Annotated in this window: 13 protein-coding genes and 1 pseudogene; 7 read left to right on the top strand and 7 right to left on the bottom strand. The window is 70.7% G+C overall.

Annotated features, from left to right (window positions below; all coding sequences use genetic code 11):
- The first annotated feature begins 19 nt into the window (after nucleotides 1-19).
- On the top strand, nucleotides 20-1,495 hold the full coding sequence (locus ACIRVK_RS06465) for an exopolysaccharide biosynthesis polyprenyl glycosylphosphotransferase (protein WP_404244285.1): 1,476 nt from the start codon (nucleotides 20-22) through the stop codon (nucleotides 1,493-1,495).
- Between the two features lie 110 nt (nucleotides 1,496-1,605).
- Nucleotides 1,606-2,853 (top strand): hypothetical protein, encoded by a 1,248-nt coding sequence (locus ACIRVK_RS06470; protein WP_404244286.1) that lies wholly within the window; start codon nucleotides 1,606-1,608, stop codon nucleotides 2,851-2,853.
- Here the strand turns inward: ACIRVK_RS06470 and ACIRVK_RS06475 are convergent.
- Together ACIRVK_RS06475 and ACIRVK_RS06480 are read right to left on the bottom strand one after the other, a co-directional pair.
- Nucleotides 2,829-4,733, bottom strand: coding sequence for an asparagine synthetase B family protein (locus tag ACIRVK_RS06475; protein ID WP_404244287.1), 1,905 nt, complete (start codon nucleotides 4,731-4,733; stop codon nucleotides 2,829-2,831). The two genes, ACIRVK_RS06470 and ACIRVK_RS06475, sit on opposite strands and share 25 nt — an antisense overlap.
- Complete coding sequence (locus tag ACIRVK_RS06480; RefSeq protein WP_404244288.1) at nucleotides 4,733-7,021, bottom strand: bi-domain-containing oxidoreductase; 2,289 nt, start codon at nucleotides 7,019-7,021, stop codon at nucleotides 4,733-4,735. Before ACIRVK_RS06480 ends, ACIRVK_RS06475 begins: the two co-directional genes overlap by 1 nt.
- Nucleotides 7,022-7,282: 261 nt before the next feature.
- On the opposite strand from ACIRVK_RS06480, the gene wecB reads away from it, so the two are divergent.
- A complete protein-coding gene (gene wecB / locus ACIRVK_RS06485) occupies nucleotides 7,283-8,608 on the top strand; it encodes a non-hydrolyzing UDP-N-acetylglucosamine 2-epimerase (RefSeq protein WP_404244289.1) in 1,326 nt (441 codons plus the stop codon).
- Here wecB and wecC read toward each other — a convergent pair.
- Both wecC and ACIRVK_RS06495 read right to left on the bottom strand, forming a co-directional pair.
- Nucleotides 8,513-9,766 (bottom strand): annotated as a pseudogene (gene wecC / locus ACIRVK_RS06490) (UDP-N-acetyl-D-mannosamine dehydrogenase); the annotation flags it as partial. The gene wecB and the pseudogene wecC overlap by 96 nt on opposite strands.
- 83 nt (nucleotides 9,767-9,849) lie before the next feature.
- A complete protein-coding gene (locus tag ACIRVK_RS06495; protein ID WP_404244290.1) occupies nucleotides 9,850-10,989 on the bottom strand; it encodes an acyltransferase family protein in 1,140 nt (379 codons plus the stop codon).
- Between the two features lie 399 nt (nucleotides 10,990-11,388).
- On the opposite strand from ACIRVK_RS06495, the gene ACIRVK_RS06500 reads away from it, so the two are divergent.
- Nucleotides 11,389-12,186 carry an FkbM family methyltransferase gene (locus ACIRVK_RS06500; RefSeq protein ID WP_404244291.1) on the top strand — a complete coding sequence of 266 codons (798 nt, stop codon included), beginning with the start codon at nucleotides 11,389-11,391 and terminating at the stop codon, nucleotides 12,184-12,186.
- Nucleotides 12,187-12,211: 25 nt separating this feature from the next.
- On the opposite strand, the gene ACIRVK_RS06505 is transcribed toward ACIRVK_RS06500, so the two are convergent.
- The 3 genes from ACIRVK_RS06505 to ACIRVK_RS06515 form a co-directional block, all read right to left on the bottom strand.
- On the bottom strand, nucleotides 12,212-13,558 hold the full coding sequence (locus tag ACIRVK_RS06505; protein WP_404244292.1) for a lipopolysaccharide biosynthesis protein: 1,347 nt from the start codon (nucleotides 13,556-13,558) through the stop codon (nucleotides 12,212-12,214).
- A gap of 40 nt (nucleotides 13,559-13,598) precedes the next feature.
- Entirely contained in the window at nucleotides 13,599-14,468 is an 870-nt protein-coding gene (locus ACIRVK_RS06510; RefSeq protein ID WP_404244293.1) for a class I SAM-dependent methyltransferase, read from the bottom strand.
- A 99-nt stretch (nucleotides 14,469-14,567) separates the two neighbouring features.
- The gene (locus ACIRVK_RS06515; protein ID WP_404244294.1) at nucleotides 14,568-15,950 is read right to left on the bottom strand and encodes an O-antigen ligase family protein; all 1,383 of its coding nucleotides are present in this window, start codon (nucleotides 15,948-15,950) and stop codon (nucleotides 14,568-14,570) included.
- A gap of 304 nt (nucleotides 15,951-16,254) precedes the next feature.
- On the opposite strand from ACIRVK_RS06515, the gene ACIRVK_RS06520 reads away from it, so the two are divergent.
- From ACIRVK_RS06520 to ACIRVK_RS06530, 3 genes are all read left to right on the top strand, one after another.
- Entirely contained in the window at nucleotides 16,255-17,319 is a 1,065-nt protein-coding gene (locus ACIRVK_RS06520; protein ID WP_404244295.1) for a glycosyltransferase family 4 protein, read from the top strand.
- A gap of 91 nt (nucleotides 17,320-17,410) precedes the next feature.
- On the top strand, nucleotides 17,411-18,157 hold the full coding sequence (locus ACIRVK_RS06525; protein WP_404244296.1) for a WecB/TagA/CpsF family glycosyltransferase: 747 nt from the start codon (nucleotides 17,411-17,413) through the stop codon (nucleotides 18,155-18,157).
- 267 nt (nucleotides 18,158-18,424) lie between these two features.
- Nucleotides 18,425-19,828, top strand: coding sequence for a DUF2079 domain-containing protein (locus ACIRVK_RS06530; RefSeq protein WP_404244297.1), 1,404 nt, complete (start codon nucleotides 18,425-18,427; stop codon nucleotides 19,826-19,828).
- Nucleotides 19,829-19,868: the final 40 nt, after the last annotated feature.

Consider the following 19,868-nt stretch of genomic DNA (forward strand, 5'->3'; position numbering starts at 1 on the left):
GCGGCTGTTCGGGGAAACCGTGCCCGAAGTACCAGCGGTGAGGCCTGCGCAGACACAGGACAACCGGAAACCGTCACCACCCGGCGCACGTCGCACCGGCAAGCCTCTCTGGTACGCGTCGGCCGCAGTCCTCAGCGACACGGTCGGCGCCGCCGTACCGGTCTACCTGGCATTCCTGTGGATGAACGGCACGAACGCCGTCGCACACGCGGCGGTGTCGGCCACGGCATGGCTGCTCGTCCGCGGTGCGCGGGCCCGCTACACCGAACACCGGCTGGGTGAAGGCGACAACATCGGCCCCGCGTTGCAGGACTGGCTGGTGCTGATCGGCCTGCTCGCGGTGGCGCGGGCTGTGACGGGCGAGCAGTCCCCCTTCCTCCTCTGCCTGGCCGCGTTGCTGCCCTGCGCCCCGCTCAGCGCGGTCGGGTACGAACTGGTCCACCGTCATCTGACGGCCCGACGCCGCGGCGGGCGGGCCATCCGCCGAACCCTGGTGATCGGGGAGGCCAGCGCCATCGACGGTCTGGTGGACCACCTCGCGAAGCGGACCGACCACGAGTTCGTCGTCGTCGGAGTGTGCCCGATCGGCGACGAGGACCCGCAAGCGCTGGCCCCGGTCGCCGCCCGCCTCGACCGGCAGGCACCTCCAGGTATGTCGGCCGACTCCGCCCCGGTACTGGAGGCCGCCCGGCGGCTCGACGTGGACGTGGTCCTCGTCGCCCCGGGACCGCACCTGGGCGGACCGCGTCTGCGGCGGCTGTCGTGGGCACTGCACGGTGAGGAGTGCCCGCTCGTGGTCGTGCCGGGCCTGACCGACGTGGCCAGACACCGGGTCGGAGTCTCGTCCGTGGCCGGGCTCACCGTGCTGAACGTGGCGCCACCTCTGCACCGGGGGCTTGCGGCGCTGTTCAAGTCGGTGACGGACCGGTTGGGCGCGGCACTGCTGATCCTGCTGCTCGCCCCCGTCCTCGCGGCGGTGGCCCTCGCCGTGCGGCTGGACTCCCCCGGCCCCGCCGTGCACCGGCAGACCCGCGTGGGCCGCGGCGGAGTGCCTTTCACCATGGTGAAGTTCCGCACCATGGTCGCCAACGCGGAGCGGCTGAGGCACGGGCTGGCCGAAAGCAACGAGCAGGACGGCCGGATGTTCAAGATCCGCCACGATCCGCGCATCACCCGCGTCGGCCAGGTGCTGCGCCGCTACTCCCTGGACGAGTTGCCCCAGCTGTTCAACGTGGTGAGAGGACACATGTCCCTGGTCGGTCCGCGACCGCCGCTGCCCGACGAGGTCTCCGGTTACGACGAAGTGGAACTGCGCAGGCTGGCCGTCAAGCCGGGGCTCACCGGGCTGTGGCAGGTCAGCGGCCGCTCCGACCTGTCCTGGGACGAGACGGTCGCCCTGGACCTCAGGTACGTCGACAACTGGTCTCCCTCCGTCGACCTCGGCATCCTCGTCCGCACGGCGCGCGCCGTCGTCGCCGGCACCGGGGCCTACTGAGCAGCCGGCGCCCGCGCTGCGGACCGGTCCGGGGCCATGCCGCTCCCCCCTTCCACGCCGGCCACCACCGGCGCCCACCACCTGCACCGGCGATCCTCCAGGGAGGACCCATGCCGTCGAGAATCCCCTCCGATCAATCGTCCCGGGACTGTTCCCACCAGCCCTGTGCCGAAGACACGGACGTGCTCGCCCTGGCGGAGAGGCTCTTCCGGTGGGCCGACGCCCATGGCTGGGCGGGGCCCGACCCGTACGACGGGCTGACCGGCCCACTGGGACGGCTGGCCGTGCACCGGGCGCTGCGACAGGCGCTCCTGCAGACCGTCAAACGCAGCCGGATCGACCTGCGACCGGTCCTGGGCATCCGCCCCCTGCGCACCGCCACGGCCGCCGGAACCGCGGCCGGCGCCTGCGCACGGCTCTCCGCGTTCCCGGTCTGGCGAGAGCGCGCCCTCGGTCTGGGCCGGTGGACGGCCGCCGAGCAGATGTCCGGGCGCTACGCCGGGCTGTGGCGCTACGAGTTCGACGTGCAGACCCGCTGGGCGTACTACCCCGCCTCCGTCCCGAACCTGGTCGCCACGACCTTCTGCGCGGACGGCTGTCTCGACACCGGAACGCTGGACGACGGGGCCGTGCGGTCGCTCGCCCGCGGACTGCTGGCGCACCTGCACAACGGCGAGTTCTTCACCTACACACCGACCAGCGGCGTCCTCGTCCACAACGCCAACCTCATGGGCGCCGCACTCGCCGCCCGCCTGGCCTGCACCGGGATCCTGCCCGAGGACCTCGCCGGCCGTCTGGCCGATGCCGCCCGCGGTGCCGTCGAGGTGAGTCTGGACGGTCAGCGCCCCGACGGCTCGTGGCCGTACGGACGGGGCCCGCGACTGGACTGGGTGGACGGCTTCCACACCGGATACGTGCTGCTGCGCCTCGAACAGGCCGCCCTGCTGCTCGGCCTGGACGTCCGGGCCCCTCTCGAACGGGGGGTGGATCACTACCTGCAGAACCTGTTCGACGGCCCTCTTCCCCGGTACTTCGCGAACGGCCGGACCAGACGGGACCCGAACAACGACGCGACGGCGGTACGGATGGCGGCCTGGGCGGCCGGGCGCGGCTTCGTCCGGCCCGACTTCGCCCGCGCCGTGCTGACGGCCGTCGCCGGCCGCTACCCCGGCCTCGGCACCGGCCGGTGGACCGAGGGCTCGCCGGGGAACAGGGCTCTGTGGGAGTCGCCCCGGTGGAGCGCCGCTCCCCTTCTGGACGCGCTGACCGCCCTGCACGCCGTACTGCCGGGCGGTGGGGGCGAGGTGCCAGGACGGCACCCCGCCCCGACCGGTCAGCGGACGGCAGCCGCCTCGTAGTCCGACAGGACGCCCGCGGTACGCCCCGGACCTCCCGCGGCGTTCCGCTCCCACCACACGGCCGCACAGAACAGCCCGAACACCGCCAGCCCGCGGTCACGCCTGCCCTGCACGTGTTCGGCGACGAGCCGGTCGGCGGTCCGCCGGTCGAAGACGTCGTCGAACAACGGGGAGCGCCGCACCTCGGTCCACAGACGGCCGCCGTGTTCGCGCAGCAGTGACCGCACCGGCGCTCCGAATCCCGTCTTGGGACGCCGGGCGACGAACTCCGGCACGCCCGCCGCCACCGCCGCCGCGCGGAAGCGCGCCTTGCCGTCGCCCAGCCTCAGCTGTTCCTCCGCGACGGCGCCGCGGGCGGCGGCCACCACCGGCTCCCCCAGGAACGGCACCCTCAGCTCCACGCTCGCACGCATCGACGCACGATCGCCGTACAGCAGGTTCAGCCCCGGCAGGAACAGCCGCCGGTCGCACTCGGCCAGCGCCGCGAGGGGCGTCCCGCCCGCGTCGAGCACGCCGCCCGCCACCTCTCGGTGCCGCCCGGTGACCGCGTCGAGACCGACGAGCGGCGACAGCGCCGCCCACTCCCGCCCGGAGTAGTACGCCTGTGTCGCCCACGACCAGTCGCGGGGGCCGAGCTGGAGCAGCCGCCCGAACTTGTCCGCGCGGGCGCGGTAGCGCCGGGGCCGGGGAACGACGGCGGTGGCGCCGAGGGCGGGGCGCGCCCACGCGGGGAGCCGCTGCAGCAGCAACACGGCCTGGTAGCGCTCGTACCCGAGGAACAACTCCTCGACCCCCAGCCCCGACAACAGCACGGTGGCCTCATCGCGTGCGGCGCGGGAGAGCTGCATGAGGGCCACGGCGGCCGGGTCGCCGAAAGGGACCTCCATGGTGGTGACCAGCTCCGGGATCCGGCGCAGGACGTCGACGTCCAGGTCGACCCACGTCAGCGGCAGACCCAGTCGCCGGGCGACCCGCGCGGCGTAGGGGGCGTCGTCCTCGAACGGCTCCGCGGTGGCCGAGGTGTTTCTCGTCCGGGCGGCGAGTGCGGGTCCGGTGAAGCCTTCCCGGACCATCTCCACGCCCAGCCAGCTGCTGTCCAGCCCTCCGCTGAGCAACAGCCCCACCGTCACGTCGGCACGCACCTGTCGGGCGACCGACTCGCGGACCGCGGCACCGATGTCCTCCGCGGGTGGGACAGCACCGGTCTCCCACCAGGGTGACGCCTCGTCATACCCCGCAGGGCCCCGCGACAGCACCGTCCCGGCCGACACGGCCCGCACCCGTTGCCAGCCGGTCCGCGGTGGCGGCGTCCACAGGAACATGGCTCCCTGCGCCACCGCGACCGCGTCGGCGTCGCCGGTCAGCCCGGCGGCTCGCAGCGGTTCGATCTCGCTGGCGAGCGCGACCAGGCGCCCCGCGCTGTCGGACGCCTCGTACAACGGTTTGACGCCCAGTCGGTCCCGCCCGTAGCGCACCTCACCGTCGGGCATGACGAGGGTGAAGGCGAACATGCCGTCGACCTGGTCGAGGAGCCTCGGCGCGTCCGGCTGCAGCAGCAGTTCGTAGAGGACCTCGGTGTCGCCCTCGGTGGCGAACGTCACCTGCCGCCTTCGCAGCACCGCGCGCAGCTGCGGGGCGTTGTAGATCTCGCCGTTGTAGACCATCACGCCCCGCTCCGGGGAGCCGAAGGGCTGGTCGCTCCTGGGGTCCAGGTCCACGACGGCCAGGCGGCGGAAGTGCAGCTCCGCGTGCCAGTTCCCCCCGTCGAGGTCCATGTGTCCGCTCGCGTCGGGGCCGCGGTGCCCGAGTGCCGTGCACAGGTCCGGGCGGGACGGCCAGTGCGGGACGGGCCTGTTCAGCAGGACGACGAAGCCGCACATCAGATCGCCCCCGTGGCCGCGAGGGGACCACCCAACGCCTGCCCGTCTCCTTCCGCCCTCGCGGCCGCGGGGGCGGAAGGAGACGGCAGGCACCCCAGAGCCCTGGCCAGGGCCGGTGTGGAGGGGGCGGCCTCCATGGCGCGGTCCTCGGTGAGCGAGCGGGCCGCACGACACGCGACGAGGGAACTCCACAGCGCCGAGGGGAAGTCAGCGGCGGCGGCGGTCTTCTCGTCCAGTGGGTCGTTGCGGACCAGGCGCACCAGAGCCCGCATCTCGGCCGCGTGCCCCTTGGGCGCGCCACGGTAGTTCGTCGTGGTCGGCCGGCCCCCCTTCCACACGGTGAGCGAGCCGAAGTCCTCGATCCTGGCCGCCATCCCGTCGGTGGCCACTTCCAGGAGTTCCTTGGGGGCACCGGACGGGGTCAGTCCCCCGTACACGATGGACGCGGCCGAGCCGTCGTCGTAGGTGAGCTGGAGGGTGACGCTCTGCGCGACGGCCGGGTCCCGCGCGTCCACGCCGACGGCCTGCACCGCGGCCGGCCGCCCGGGGACCAGGAAGCCCGCGGCGTCGATGAAGTGGCACATCTCGCCGAGCAGCCGGCCGCCCTGCCGGGGGTCGAAGTACCAGTGCTCGGCCGGAAGCCGGCCCGCGAACACCCGGTAGACGATCTGGAGGGGCGCTCCCGCCGGAAGCGCGGCGCGCAGGTCCCGCATCGCCGGGGCGAACCGCCGGTTGAACCCGGCCATCGCCGGGGCGCCGGCGGACTGCCACGCGTCCGCGAGGTTCTCCAGCTCGATCTCCGTGAGGCCCAGGGGCTTCTCGCAGTACAGGGCGGCACCGCTGCGCAGCACCCGCGCCGCGTAGCGGCCGTGGCTGTCGTGGCGGCTGAGGACCATCACGCAGTCCGCGGCGCCCGAGGCGAGGCCCGCCTCGGCACTCTCCGCGACGGTGAGGAAACGCCACCGCCGACCCTGGTGCGCGGCGGACAGGCCCCGCCCGCTGGCGATCCACGAGAACGCGACGCGGGGCTCGCGTTCCAGCTCGGGAAAGAGCGTCCTCGTCGCGAAGTTGCCCGCGCCGATCGCCGCGACCCGCAGCGTGCTCCGGGGCGCGGTCCACACGCGAGAGCCGGTCGGCGCGGCCGGCTGGGGCGGGAGCTGCGCGGATCCGGGGTAGCGCAGGAGCAGGGCGACGCTGCGTCCGTCGGGCGACGGCTTCAGCGCCTCGTACGCCTCGGCCGCGTCCTCGAGCGGGAAGACCCGCGGTTCGAGCCGGGCGAAGTCCACCGCACCCGCCGCAAGAAGCCGGAGCACCTCCGCGAGGTTGCGACGCTCCGTCCACGGGACATAGCCCTCGGGGTAGGGGTGGCCCCCCTCTTCGAAGCGGCGGTCGTACCGGCCGGGGCCGTAGGAGCGCGCATAACGGATCGACAACTCCTTGTGGTAGTACGACGACCGCGGCGGAGCGACGTTGACGTCCCCGACGACCACCACGGTCGCGCGGTCGCGGGCGAGACGGCCGGCGAACTCGACGGGGTCGGAGCTGGGGGTGGCCGCGGTGACGAGCACCGCGTCCGCACCGGCACCCGCCCAGTGCCGGGAGACGACGTCGGACAGGCCGTCCGTCGCACGGGGGAAGGCCACGAGGCCGGCCGACCCGGCAAGCGCCACCATGGCGGGGTCGGGGTCGACACCCAGTCCGTCGTACCCGTAGGCGCGCAGCAGTTGGAGCGTGATCTGGCCGACCAGGCCGAGGCCGACGACAGCGATCCGTGAGCCCGGCACGGCCTCGGCCTGGTGGATGCCCTGGAGCGCGATCGCGCCGACCGTGGCGAAGGCGGCCCACTGGGTGTCCACGCCGTCCGGCACGGGAACCACGAGGTTGCGGGGCACCGCGACGATCTCCGCGTGCGCCGCGTAGCGGGCCCCGGCGGCGGCGACCCGCATCCCGGGGCGGATGTCGTCCACCCCCTCGCCCGTCCGCAGGACCGTGCCCGCGCAGGAGTATCCGAGCTGCATCGGACGTTCCAGGCGGTCCTTCACGGTGCGGTAGGTGTCGGCGAGGCCCGCCCGTTTCACGCTGTCGATCACCTGCGCCACCTGTTCGGGCCGCTGCCGCGCCTTGCCGATCAGGCTCTGCGCACCGGTCGAGACGGTGGCCCGCTCCGTACCCGCGCTGATGAGCGACCAGTCGTTGCGGATCACCACCGTCCCGGCGGCTGCTTCGGGGGCGGGGATCTCTCCCACCGTGATGGCGCCGGTACGCGGGGACAGGAGGACAGTTTTCATTTCCTGCCTTACTGAAGGGGAAGCGCGGGTCACGGCGCACTGTAGGGAGGACCGTCCGGCGGAACGTGCGCCTCTCCCGCGGAGCGGACCAGACGGACCAACATCTCCATACGCGTGGGTGAAGATGCCTGGGGCATAGCGGGCATGGCCGCGGAAGACCGCTTCGCTGGTGGCCGGAGAGCGGAACTTCCGCTCGGGGGAAATCGACCCCCGGTGGCCCGCCCCGAATGCGGTCCGGCGCCGCTCGGAAGGAGACTTCGGGTGAATCGACTGATGGTCGTCTACGGAACCAGACCTGAGGCCATCAAAATGGCCCCCGTCATCGAGGCACTCAACCGCTCCCCGCTGTTCCGGCCGACAGTGACCGTGACCGCCCAGCACCGGAGCCTGCTCGACCAGGTGCACGCGCTGTTCGGCATCCGCGCCGACCACGACCTGGACATCCTCAGCGAAGGTCAGTCCCTCACCGACATCACCATGCGTGTCCTCGACGGGCTGTGCCCCCTGCTGCGGTGCGAGCGTCCGGACGCGGTGCTGGTCCAGGGGGACACGACGACCGCCTTCGCCGGCGCTCTCGCCGCCTTCTACAACCAGGTCCCGGTGGTCCACCTGGAGGCGGGGCTGCGCACCGACGACCGGTATTCCCCCTTCCCCGAGGAGATCAACCGCCGGCTCGCCACCCAGTTGGCGTCCCTCCATCTGGCACCCACCTGGCACGCGCGGGACAACCTGCTCCGGGACGGTGTTCCCCCGGCGTCCGTCGTGGTCACCGGGAACACGGTCATCGACGCCCTGCACTGGGCGGTCGAGCAGAAGACGCACTTCGGGGACGCGGCACTGGCCGACCTCGACGACACCACCCGCCGGGTCCTGCTGGTGACGGCCCACCGCCGTGAATCGTGGGGGAGCGGAATGGAGTCCATCGGGGGCGCCCTCGCCGATCTGGCCCGTACCGAGCCCGAGTTGCTCATCGTGTTCCCGTTGCACCCGAATCCGGTGGTACGGGCGGCGATCCTGCCCTACGTGGGGGGCATCGGAAACGTACGACTGACGGAACCGCTCGCGTACGGCGCCTTCGCCCGGCTGATGGACCGGTCCCACCTGATCCTGACCGACAGCGGCGGCATCCAGGAGGAGGGGCCGGGCCTGGGCAAGCCGGTGCTGGTCATGCGGGACACCACGGAGCGTCCCGAGGCCGTCCGGGCCGGTACGAGCCGCCTGGTGGGGACCGACCGCGCAGACATCGTGAAACAGGTGCGCCTGCTGCTGCACGACCGGGAGGCCTACGCCTCGATGGCGCGGGCCGTCAACCCGTACGGCGACGGGCGGGCCGCGGACCGTACCGTACGGGCGATCGGGCACTGGATGGGGCTGTGCGGGCGCCCCGCGGAGTTCGGCCGGGTGCCGGACTCCGCGGGCGGTTCCCCGTCAGCGCCAGAGGCCGCGGGTGTCGAACACGGCCTTGCCGCGCAGCGCGGTCCGCTTGACGCAACGGAAGACGTCGTGGTCCACGAGCAGCACGACGAGGTCCGCGTCCCGCACGGCGGTGGTGACGTCGACGAGTTCGGCCCCGCCGTGTGCCAGTGACGCCGGCAGCTCCCTGATGTGGGGCTCCGCGATCAGCAGCCGACCGACCTGCCGCTCCGCCAGTTGCGTGACGATGTGCAGGGCGGGGCTCTCCCTCAGGTCGTCGATGTTCGCCTTGAAGGCCAGGCCGAGACACGCGATCACGGGGTCCTTGAACCTCTCGGCCGTCCGGACGACCTCGCCGAGCACGTAGTCGGGCCGGTCGTCGTTGACCTCGCGGGCGAGCCGGATGAGCCTCGACTGCCGGGGCGCCGTGCCGACGATGAACCAGGGGTCCACGGCGATGCAGTGGCCGCCGACGCCCGGCCCCGGGCGCAGGATGTCGACCCGGGGGTGCCGGTTGGCCAGGGCGATGACGTCGCCGGCGTCGATGCCGAGGTGGTCGCAGACCATGGACAGCTCGTTGGCGAAGGCGATGTTGACATCGCGGAAGGCGTTCTCGCTGAGCTTGGCCATCTCCGCCGTCGTGGCGTCGGTGAGCAGGCACTCCCCCTTGGCGAACACCTCGTAGAGAGTGCGCGCCCGGTCGGCGCAGCCCTCTCCCACGCCGCCGATCACCCGGTCGTTCGTCACGATCTCGATCATGGTCCGCCCCGGCAGGACCCGTTCGGGGCAGTGCGCGACGCGCACGTCGGGCGCGTCCCCGCCCTCGTGGGGGAACGTCAGGTCGGGGCGGTGCTTGCCCAGCCAGCGGGACAGCTCCACGGTGGTGCCGGGGGGAGATGTGGACTCGAGGATGACGAGGTCACCCGCCTTCAGGACCTTCGCCACCGACGCCGCGGCGCTGCGCACGTACGACAGGTCCGCCGTGCGGTCCTCCTCCAGCGGGGTGGGTACGGCGATGACGAAGGCGTCCGCGGGCTCGGGCGCGGTCGTCGCGCGCAGCCGTCCCATCGCCACGGCGCCGCTGACGGCCACCGCCAGATCCGGTTCGACGAAAGGGGCGCGACCGGCGTTGATGAGGTCGACGGTGACCGGGTTGACGTCGACGCCGACGACATCGATCCCGTTGGTGGCGAGGGCGGCGGCGGTGGGGAGGCCGATGTAGCCGAGGCCGATGACACAGACAGTGGAGAACACCGGGAGAATTTCCTTTCGGAGGTTGCCACAGGTGAACCGGTCTCTTGCGGTCCGGCGAGAACGCAGGAGGCATCTCATAGACTGGACCGGAAGGACACCCGTCGCCCGGCAAGCGCGCCGTGCCGACGGTCCGGCCACCACCTTCGGAGTTGCGACCTCCTTCACATGGAGCGCTCCGAGGCCTGCGCCTGTACGGCTGCCGGGCGGTCCTCCCCGACACGATCACGTGGCACACCACCGCCGACCGGGATGCGTACCGGTTCCTCGCGCTTTCCACTCAGACGGCGGGTCAGCCATCGTCGTGCCGGTGTTTCGAACACGTCCGTGAGGACGAGGCCTGCCGCCACCAGCCCTGCCAGGAAGAGCAGTCCGCCCCATGGAGCGATGGCTTCGAGCCGCCATCCGGCGAACTGCAGGGCGGCCGCATACAGAAGAGCTGCCAACGGGCGGTGCAGTACGTACACGCAGTAGGACGCCTTGCCCAGTGATGCGTAGATGCCCTGGGTGGCTGCCCTCGGCTCGCTTCCCGCGCCGAGCAGGACAACGAGCGGAAACACCAGCAGCACGGACAGCAGTTGCACGATCGGGCCGGGCCTGAAGAGCGCCATGACCGGCAGCACGCCCATCAACATCAACGGTGGAACCCTCGGCGTGCGCAGCCTGGGTCTCAGACGGTGGACCAGCAGGCCCGCGCCGAAGGAGTAACACACCCGCGCCAGCCCCCCGGGGAAGGTCGTCCAGGTAAGGCCCAACGCCGGGGCTTCGACGTACATCAGGGCACAGACGTAGAGTCCGCCGCACACCAAAACCGTACCGAAAAGAATCCTGACGGATTGCAGTGGCCGCCAGAACGCGACCCAGAGAAGGTTGGCGAGCAGCTCGAAGAAGATCGACCACATCGGCCCGTTGAGAGGGAACAGCCCCTGAACCGCCGGCACGGGAAGCATGAAGGCCGCAAACGGAAGGGCGATGTACAGCTCCCTCCAACTCCAATGTTCCGTGGGCGAATTGTAGGTGATGCACAACACCGCGTGCACGACACCGAGGAGAAATCCCACGGCATAGAGCGGGTACAGTCGCGCCCAGCGCTGGCGCAGGAACGCCAGAGGGGTCATCCCGCGGCGGAGACGATCCTCGTAGGCATGGGCCAGAACAAAGCCACTCAGCGCGAAGAAGAGATCGACGGCCAGCGCCAGGAAGACCGGCGCCGGTCCGAACAACCGCGGGGAGTGCAGAATGACAATACACAGTGCCGCAACCCCGCGGATTCCGTGAAGTGTCCGAAAACTCTTGACCGGCATCGGCGGGATACTCCTTCGGGAGGTGGAGCGACTTGAACACTCGTCGTCCGCGTCGGCGGGAGTCAATGTAACCGTGGCCGCCGGGTTCGCGTTCGACGACCGGCCGCTCGTTTGAAAAATCGGCTTTTCCCGCCGAAAGCGTGAATCGAATGCGTGCGTCCGACCATCTCGGGTAACCATGGACCTGCCCGCGGATACGTTTCGCGTATGAGTCGCACCGAGGCCGATACCTGCGAAAACAACGCAAGCAAGAGGACGGGACACCGTACGGACCGCGTGAGATCGGGCAGGGTCACGGTTCACGGCAGCGCGGCGGCCCGTCTCCAGGCGGCCGCCGTCCAACTGCTCGCGCGAGCCGCCAGGCCGGTTGGCCATCGGGGCGTTCAGCGCCTGACGTGGATGTTGTCCAAGCACTTCGACCGGAACAACCGGGTCACCGTCCGTCTCGGCGAGGACTCGCGACTGTACGTGTACCTCGACGACGGCTACTGGACGAAGCTGCTGGATCCCGGTTTCGCCTATGAGCCGGAGATCGGGGACATGCTCGACAGAGTGCTCACACCCGAGGCGCTCTTCCTGGACTGTGGCGCCAACATCGGCTTCTGGTCGGTGCTGACCCGCCACCGGGCCCGACGCGTGGTGGCGGTGGAGGCGAGCCCGGAGACCTTCCACCGGCTGACGGACAACATCGCCCTGAACGGCGGGGGAATCAGCGCGGTACACGCCGCCCTCTGGAGACAGGACGACTCCTCGCTCTCCATCGTCGGCCACCATCTGTGCCACGCGGCGGCGTCCGTGTGCGAAAGGGACGCGGACGCGGGCCGGGACGGGTGGCGGTCGTTCGATGTCTCATCGGTGACCGTCGACACGCTCGTACGACGCCACTGCGCCGGGCTGACCGGACCCGTCGTGGTCAAGCTGGATGTGGAAGGCGCCGAGATCCCGGCCGTCGAAGGCGCGAAGGAGACCCTGGCCGAACGCGATGTCGTCTTCCTGTTCGAGGACCACGGCTCGGACCCCTCCTGCAAGGTCAGCCGCCATTTCCTGGACATGGGGATGACGGTCATGTCGCCGGGCAGACGCCGCCCGTTGACCATCCGGGAGATCGCCGCGGTCAAGGTCGATCCGACCCGGGGCTACAACTTCGCCGCCTGCCGGCCCGACGCGCCCTTCGTCGAGTTGCTGGCCCGGAACTGAGCGTCCCGGCGCAGGGACACCGCGTTCAGTCCTGTCGGCCCTCGACCACGTCCGTGCCCGTGAGGGGCGCCGCGCCGGCCTGCACCGGCGCGGTGCCCCTCACGGGCCGGGCGCGCCGGGACGTCGTCGTACGGGACAGCGCGATCCACACGGTGAAGACCGCGTAGCCCGCCGCGCAGGCGAGGGCAGCTGCCCCGGGCCCGGCTTTGCCGAACAGGGACACGGCGGCGAACTCCGTCGCCGCGGCCGCCACGGCGATCACCGCCAAGCGCCTGCGTCGTCCGGCGTCACGAAGCTCGACGCCCTGGAAGAGGCGCCCCACCGCCAGGACGGCCGTGGCCGGTACCAGAAGCAGGACCGCGGGCTGCGCGGCCCGGTACGCCTCACCGTAGAGAAGGGGCACCCCGAAGTAGGCCAGCGGAGTGAAGGCCCCGACGCAGACGGCGAGCAGCACCAGGATCCTGCGCAACTCGACCGGGTGGCCCGGGCGCCCCCGCGAGACGAGGGGAAAGAGCGCCGCGGGGAGGTAACTGACGACCTCGGAGACATTGGTGGCGATGGCGTAGGTCCCGAGAGTCCGGTCCGCTCCGAGAACGGAGAGCGCCATCTGGTCGGAGCGCTGCAGGACGTAGGTGGACCCGTTGAGGACGTGCAGATCCACGTTCCCTCGGCACCAGACGAGAGACAGGTTCCGGTGCCACGCCGCCCTCCCCCTTCCGCGCCTGGCGGACGCAGACCGCGGTCTTCCCGGACAGGTGAGGCGAAGCAGGAGGAAGGAGTTCACCACCGCCTGCGCGACGAACGACACCGTGGCCACCTCCAGTGCGGACGTGAGCCCCAGGGGAACGCAGAGCAGACAGCCGAGGACCGGGCCACAGTTCCCGAGGGTCCGTGCCGTGATCAGCCGGCGCAGCAGGCCGGCGCTGACCAGTGTCCCGGCCGTCAGCCGGAACACCAGTCCGCCGTAGACGGCGGCGGTGGCACAGAGCGGAAGAGGCCACCCCGGCCGCATCCAGGAAATCACCCAGTGACAGACCGCGAACGCGGCGACCGCCACCGACGCCGAGGCAAGCAGCGTCCAGGCGAGGTAACCGGCGGCGAACGACATCCCTTCCCCCCGCGTGTCCGCGAGGCCTCGGACGACCCCCACCTCACCGCCCATCTCGAGACACGTCAGGGCAAGGGTGGAGAACACCACGATGGACGCGTAGTGGCCCCGCTCGATCGGCGTGAGGAACCGCGCCACCAGGAGCGACCCCAGAAGCGCTGTCGTCGCCCCGCCCACAACGCCGAGAACGGCCAGCGAGGCCTCTCCGCGCAGCGGGGACGGGATCCTCGACACGGGGACGCGTGGTGGCTCCCTGCGTGTCATGTCGCGCTCCATGTCGCGTCCGTTCCCAACCGGTCTCCGGTCAACGGGCGTGCGGTGTCAACCGCACCCACAAGTGCCAGCCCAGCGTTCTGCCGCCGCCGAGTCCGTGAACGGGCAGCGGCGGGGCGTGCAGAAAATGCTTCTCGGCGTGACGGACGTCGAAATCGGGGAAGTCCCGCCGGACGCGCCGCACGTCGTAGACCCGCGAATACGGGTTGTGCGGGCCGTCGGTGTTGCTGTGGACGAATTCCCGCATCCGCAGATAGCGGACGAGCCCCGTCCTGCGGGCGTTGTCCAGATGGGCATCGAGGAGCCCCTTCGGCCCGGGTAGCGCACCCAACCGCGCCAGGGGGTGGGCGACCAGGAGCGCGGCTCGCCGCAACACCCCGATCGAGAGCAGGTAGTTGAGCGACCAGCGGGCGTACAGCATGACCACCAGCTCCCCCCCGGGCTTCAGAACGCGGTGGATCTCCCTCTGGGCCCGATGGACGTCGGGGACGTGGTGGAGCACCCCGTGACTGAAGACGACGTCGAAACTCGCGTCCGGGAACGGCAGTTCCAGAACGCTCGCCCGGTGCAGCCCGTCGTGCGGCAGCTCGCGCAGGGCGAGCCGGATTCCTGTTCTCCTGACCGCCGTCTCGGTCAGGTCGACTCCCGTCCACCGGGCGCCTCGCCGGATCAGCAGCTCGGCTTCCGAGCCCTGTCCCAGCCCGATCTCCAGAAGGCGCCGACCAGAGACGTTCAGCCGGTCCAGACATGCCGGGATGTGGTGTTCGAGGCGGTACTTGGCGGTGTCGTAGTGCGTGAAGAACTTCTCGTAGTCCTGTCGTTCGTCGCCTCTCGGGCTGCCGAAGAGGTTGTCGCCGCACGGGTGGGCGGACCAGAACTCCTTGATGTCCGGCTCAAGCACGGGTAACTCCTGCTGTCTCCGCACGCGTCCCTGGGGCGCTGTGCTCGGTTGTCCAGAGGGGGATGTGACGCGCTGGTGCTCGGGCGACCGTGCGCCGGATCAGGACCAGGCGGGCACCGCCGCGGAAGGCAGTGGGCGCCCGGTTGCGGCGGCAGAGCGGCGATGGACGGGGAGGCGGTGGCCGCCGACCGCGAGCGCGCGCCCGGTGCCGGTCTTCTGCTGCCGTGGGACCCCGACGAGTGCGTAGGCGCAGGCGAGCGCCAGCCACGACGGCAGGCCGATGAAGGTGGCCTCCAACGCGACGTTGGTGAAGGCGGTGAGGCAGACCCCGACGGTCACACCGAACCAGGCCGCGGCGACCGGGTGACGGCGTGCCCGCCAGGTCCGGCGCAGCGTCGCGGCGACCAGGAGCACGAGACCGATTCCGGCGGGCCACCCCAGGTAGTAGATGTATCCGACGAACGAGTTGTGAGGACCCGAGCGGGGATCGTGCAGCTGATATCCCTCGCCCGTCACGTCGATCGGACGTCCCGCGCCCGCCCCCAGAAGCGGCTCCCGGTCCGCCTCCTTCAGAGCGGCTCGCCACATCGCGTAACGGAGTCCGACGTTGTTGGCGGCTTCGCTGTCGGAGTCCTGGGCGCCGGCCTCCAGCCGGCTGATCAGGCCGCCCACCACCGGCATGTCCGCACCACGGTCCTGCGGCGTGGAGAAGCAGACGGCCGCCACCAGCCCGAGTACGACGACGGACCACGTCAGGACCGGCCAGCGGCCGAGGCGCGCGCCGCCCGCTCGGACGGCGAGGGACGTCGCGACCATGGCGGCGAGTACTGCCAGCAGGGGGCCGCGCTTGCTGTCGATGGCTGTGAGCAGGGCCAGTCCCAGGAGTGTCGCGACCAACGGTCGGCTGTCGCCGAGATGGCGCATGCGGACACCGAACGCTCCCGCGATCGCCAGATACAGCCCCGAAGCCGCGGATGTCATCGGCATGTGGCAGACCATCTGCACCAGCACGCCGAGGGCCGGCACGTACAGGACCCAGCGCAGACGGACGAAGTCCCGGTCCGTCCGGGTCAGCAGCCAGGTCGCCGCGAGCCAGCCGACGACGGGATACAGGCCGAGAATGACGCCCTTGAGGGGGTCGGGATATTCCGCCGCTACTCCTCGCCACACCGCGGGCACGGTGACCGCTGCCAGAAGCAGCGCGACCCAGCGGAATCCTCGCAACCGCTCTTCCGAGAAGGCCCGGGGCGCCCAGGTGCCGGTCGACGCGAGCAACGCGAGGGCGGCAAGAGAGTCCATGAGATACAGCGGCGCGACACCCACCGCCGCATAGCTCCTGCCCAGCAGGAAAAGCGGCACCAGGCAAGCGGCCCACAGAAACCAGACCGCCCCACGGACACCGGTCACCAGAAGCAGGACACCTGCGGCGCACACTCCGGCGGAGGCAAGCCAGAACAACTGCTCGGTGTCGCCCGGCGTCATTTATGGCACCCCTTTCGTCAACGTAGAAGCACCTTTTATCACGCCCCGGCACGGAACACGGAACACCCGCTTCACGAGTCTTCGTATTCAGCATCGCCATATCCTATGAAGAACAGGATGCCAACGTGTCGCACTGGATCCTGCGGCGCACGCATGATGCCGTTACATCCCGGACTTTTTCCATGGTTATCCCGTTTCCGGGAATCTTTCGCTTTGCTCGTTCCGGTCCGCACAGAAAGACGGGGTCATGTTCCCGATCCGCCCAAGGAGTCCCCGGCGCCGCTCGACGCCGACCGTCCTGGCGTTGAGGCACAGCGCGGGGCTAGGCGGCATGGGCAGGGCCGCCGAGTTCTTCACCCCCGTTCTCAGAAGCCTGTGCCACGTCCCGGCCGTTGTCTCCCTTTCGGCGGAACGCACGTCCGATTCCTTCGAGGCGTCCTGGGCGTCGAAGATCGGCACCACGGCATCGGCCCTGCGGCAGTGCGCGCGGGTACTGGTCAGGGACTCCCCCGACGCCGTCTATCTGCCGATCTCCCAGTGGGGGCTCCCCCTCCTGCGGGACGTCCTCGTCGTCGCGCTCGCCAAGGCGACCGGGTCCGCTCCGGTACTCCACCTTCACGGCGCCCAGCTACCGGCCAAGCTCTCCGGCGCCCCGGTACTGCGGAAGGCGCTGAGCGGAGCGCACTGGATCGTCCTGAGCGAGTACGTGGCCGCGGAGCTGAAGGCCAGTGGCTGCCGTACGGGATCGGTGACGGTGATCCGGAACCCGGTACTGGGGGCTCCTCCCGAAGTCGGCGCACGTCCCCCCCACCCGATCACGCCTGCGCCGAGTGCTGCACGGCCCTTGCGCGTCGGATGGCTCGGCACGATGTGCCGGGCCAAGGGCTTCGACCTCCTGTGCGACGCGGTGGACCGGATGAGGCGTTCCGGCGCCGCCGTGGAGTTCTCCGCCGCCGGGATGCGTCGGGACGTGCCGCGCTCCCGGATGCACTGCGTGGACCGCGACCTCGGTGTGCTCCAGCCGGCGGACGTCCCCGCCTTCTGGTCCGCCGTGGACGTGTTCGTCCTTCCGGCCCGCTGGACGGAAGGACTCCCCTTCGTGCTGCTCGAGGCCCTGCAGGCGGGCTGCGCCGTGGCGGGGACCCGCTCCCCCGGCTGCGCCGAACTCTTCCATCACGGGTGCGTGGACGACGTCGAACCCACGGTCGGCTCGGTCACCCGTTTCCTCGAGATGTGCCGGACCGACCTCGACGGTGTCCGGCGGCGTCAGCAGGAGGCGTGGGATCAGCTGCGACCGCTCTACACGCACGAGCGTGTCGAGAAGTCGTTCGCGCGGTTCTGGGAGACCGCGCCGTTCGGACAGAGTTGACGATCCGTTGGAGGTACAGGTGCACCCACCGCGTACGCCGGAGCGACCCGATGAGGCTGCAGCGCCCGGGAGGGCGTGGCCGTGTCCGCCCGTGACGGTCTGCGGACTGCCCGTCCACCCGCTCACCCTGGAGGAGTCGGTGGCCGCGGCCGCGACACTGATCGCGGACGGCGGCCCCCACCAGCACGTCGTGCTGAACGCCGCCAAGATCGTCCAGGCACACGACGACCCGGAACTGGCCCGGATCATCCGCTCGTGCTCACTCGTCAACGCCGACGGGCAGTCGGTCGTCTGGGCAGGCCGCCTCCTCGGCAGCCCTCTGCCCGAGCGGGTCGCGGGCATCGACTTCATGCTGGCGCTGTGGCACAGGGCCGCGCGCGACGGATACCGCGTGTACCTGCTCGGCGCCGAAGCAGGAGTGGTGGAGGAGACCGCGCGCATCGCCGCCGGCCAGGGCGTCGAGATCGTCGGGCACCGGGACGGCTACTGGGACGAGACCCAGGAGCCGCAGGTGGTGGCGGCCGTTCGCGATGCCCGTCCGGACATCCTCTTCCTCGCCGTGCCCAGTCCGCGCAAGGAGTACTTCCTCGCTCGCCGGCAGAAGGAGCTGGGTTGCGCCCTGGTGGTCGGCGTCGGCGGATCCTTCGACGTGGTGGCGGGGCTCCGCAGCCGGGCACCACGATGGATGCGGCGGACGGGCCTCGAATGGTTCCACCGGCTGGTCCAGGAGCCGCGGCGCATGTTCCTGCGCTACGCGGTGGGCAACGCCCGGTTCGTCGCCCTCACCGCCACCTATCGGGTGCGGCGGTCGGCGCGCCGGGGCCGGGGTGGACGGTGACGGGACATACAGCCATTCGGCCATCCGGTGGATTATTGCCACACCCGGTTTCAGACGAGAGCGAAGCGTCACGTATTGCTGGCATCTTAAGGGCCTCCCATTTCCGACTTCCGGAAGGTCCCGATGCGCGTCCCGTCCATCAGGCTCAGCCCGACCCTCCCGTCACAAGAATCAATTCATCGTAGAAAGACCGTGGTCGAACCGCGGCACACAAGCCGTTTCGACGGTGAATGGTGGGTCTGGCCGCTGGCCGGGGCATTGTTTCTCGTGTACTCGGCGGTGTCGCTGCGCATCCATGAACGGATGCTCTCCAACAGCTATGATCTCGGGATCTTCGAGCAGGTCGTCCGCTCATACGCGGACGGACACCTGCCCGTCTCGGAACTCAAGGGGCCCGGCTTCCCCGTCCTCGGGGATCATTTCTCTCCCGTCCTGGCACTCGTCGCGCCTTTCTACTGGCTGCACCGTTCGGCGGAAACACTGCTCGTGGTCCAGGCCGCGCTGATCGCCCTGAGCGTGGTCCCGCTGACCCGCTGGGCGTGCCGGAGCCTGGGTGCCACGGCGGGCGCGGTGATCGGCGCCTGTTACGGGCTCTCCTGGGGCATCGCGAGCGCCGTGGGCTTCGACTTCCATGAAGTCGCCTTCGCCGCCCCGCTGCTCGCGTGCTCCCTCGCCGCTCTCGGCAGTGACCGACTGATGGCCGCGGCGTTCTGGGCGCTTCCGCTGCTGCTGGTGAAGGAGGACCTCGGACTCACGGTCCTCGTGATCGGTCTGCTCATCGCCCGGCGCGGCGCCCGCAACCTCGGATATGTCACCGCGGCACTCGGTCTTGCCGGGACGCTGCTTGCGCTACTGGTGATTCTTCCGGCCTTCAGCCCGAGCGGTTCGTTCGCCTACTGGTTCCTGGCCGACAAGTCCCCCGGCGGTGCGGGCACTCCGGGTACGGGCTCCGGCGGAGTACTGGATCTGCTCGCCCGGGGCACAGTGGGCCTCGTCACCCCGCAGACCAAGCTGAACACTCTCGTGCTCACGTTCGCCCCGACGCTGTTCCTGGCCGTGCGGTCCCCGCTGCTGTGGGCTGCCCTCCCCACGCTCGCCTGGCGCTTCTTCTCGAACAACTACGTCCACTGGGGTACCGGTTATCACTACTCGCTGGTCCTGATGCCCATCGTCTTCGCCGCCTTCACCGACGCCCTGATCCAACGGGGCACGGGCCACGCCAGCCTGCGGCGGTACCTGGCAGGTGCGACCGCGATCTGCCTCCTGATCCTGCCGAGCTTTCCCTTCTGGCAGCTCCTGAGCCCGGCCACCTGGCGCACGGATCCACGCGTCGCCGTCGCCCACAGCCTGATGCGGAAGATCCCCGACGACGCCACGGTCCAGGCATCCACCTACCTCGTACCCCAGCTCACCAACCGCACCAGCGTCAGCCTCTACGGCTACGCGGTCAGCCGTCCCGACCCTCAGTGGATCATGGTGGACACATGGGTGCCGGAAAGCCTGCGGTGGCCGCTGAGCTACCCGGTGGAGCACCGTCTGCTGGCCCAGGCCGTGCATGAGGGGTACCGCGAGGTGGCCGACCGTGACGGCTTCGTGCTGCTGCACCTGGCGCACCGGCCCGCGCAAAGAGCGATCACCGGTGACCTGGACGCCTCGAAACACGCGGGCTGATCGCGCTGTGGTCGGGGCCTGGTCAACGAGTCCGCATCGG

The organism is Streptomyces sp. NPDC101152 (genome assembly GCF_044768275.1).
GTDB lineage: Bacteria > Actinomycetota > Actinomycetes > Streptomycetales > Streptomycetaceae > Streptomyces.

Coding starts and splice junctions, on each gene's coding strand:
- ACIRVK_RS06515 (WP_404244294.1), bottom strand. CDS start 15,950: ATGACGCCGGGCGACACCGAGCAGTTGTTCTGGCTTGCCTCCGCCGGA.
- ACIRVK_RS06505 (WP_404244292.1), bottom strand. CDS start 13,558: ATGACACGCAGGGAGCCACCACGCGTCCCCGTGTCGAGGATCCCGTCC.
- ACIRVK_RS06480 (WP_404244288.1), bottom strand. CDS start 7,021: ATGAAAACTGTCCTCCTGTCCCCGCGTACCGGCGCCATCACGGTGGGA.
- ACIRVK_RS06475 (WP_404244287.1), bottom strand. CDS start 4,733: ATGTGCGGCTTCGTCGTCCTGCTGAACAGGCCCGTCCCGCACTGGCCG.
- ACIRVK_RS06470 (WP_404244286.1), top strand. CDS start 1,606: ATGCCGTCGAGAATCCCCTCCGATCAATCGTCCCGGGACTGTTCCCAC.
- ACIRVK_RS06495 (WP_404244290.1), bottom strand. CDS start 10,989: ATGCCGGTCAAGAGTTTTCGGACACTTCACGGAATCCGCGGGGTTGCG.
- ACIRVK_RS06500 (WP_404244291.1), top strand. CDS start 11,389: ATGTTGTCCAAGCACTTCGACCGGAACAACCGGGTCACCGTCCGTCTC.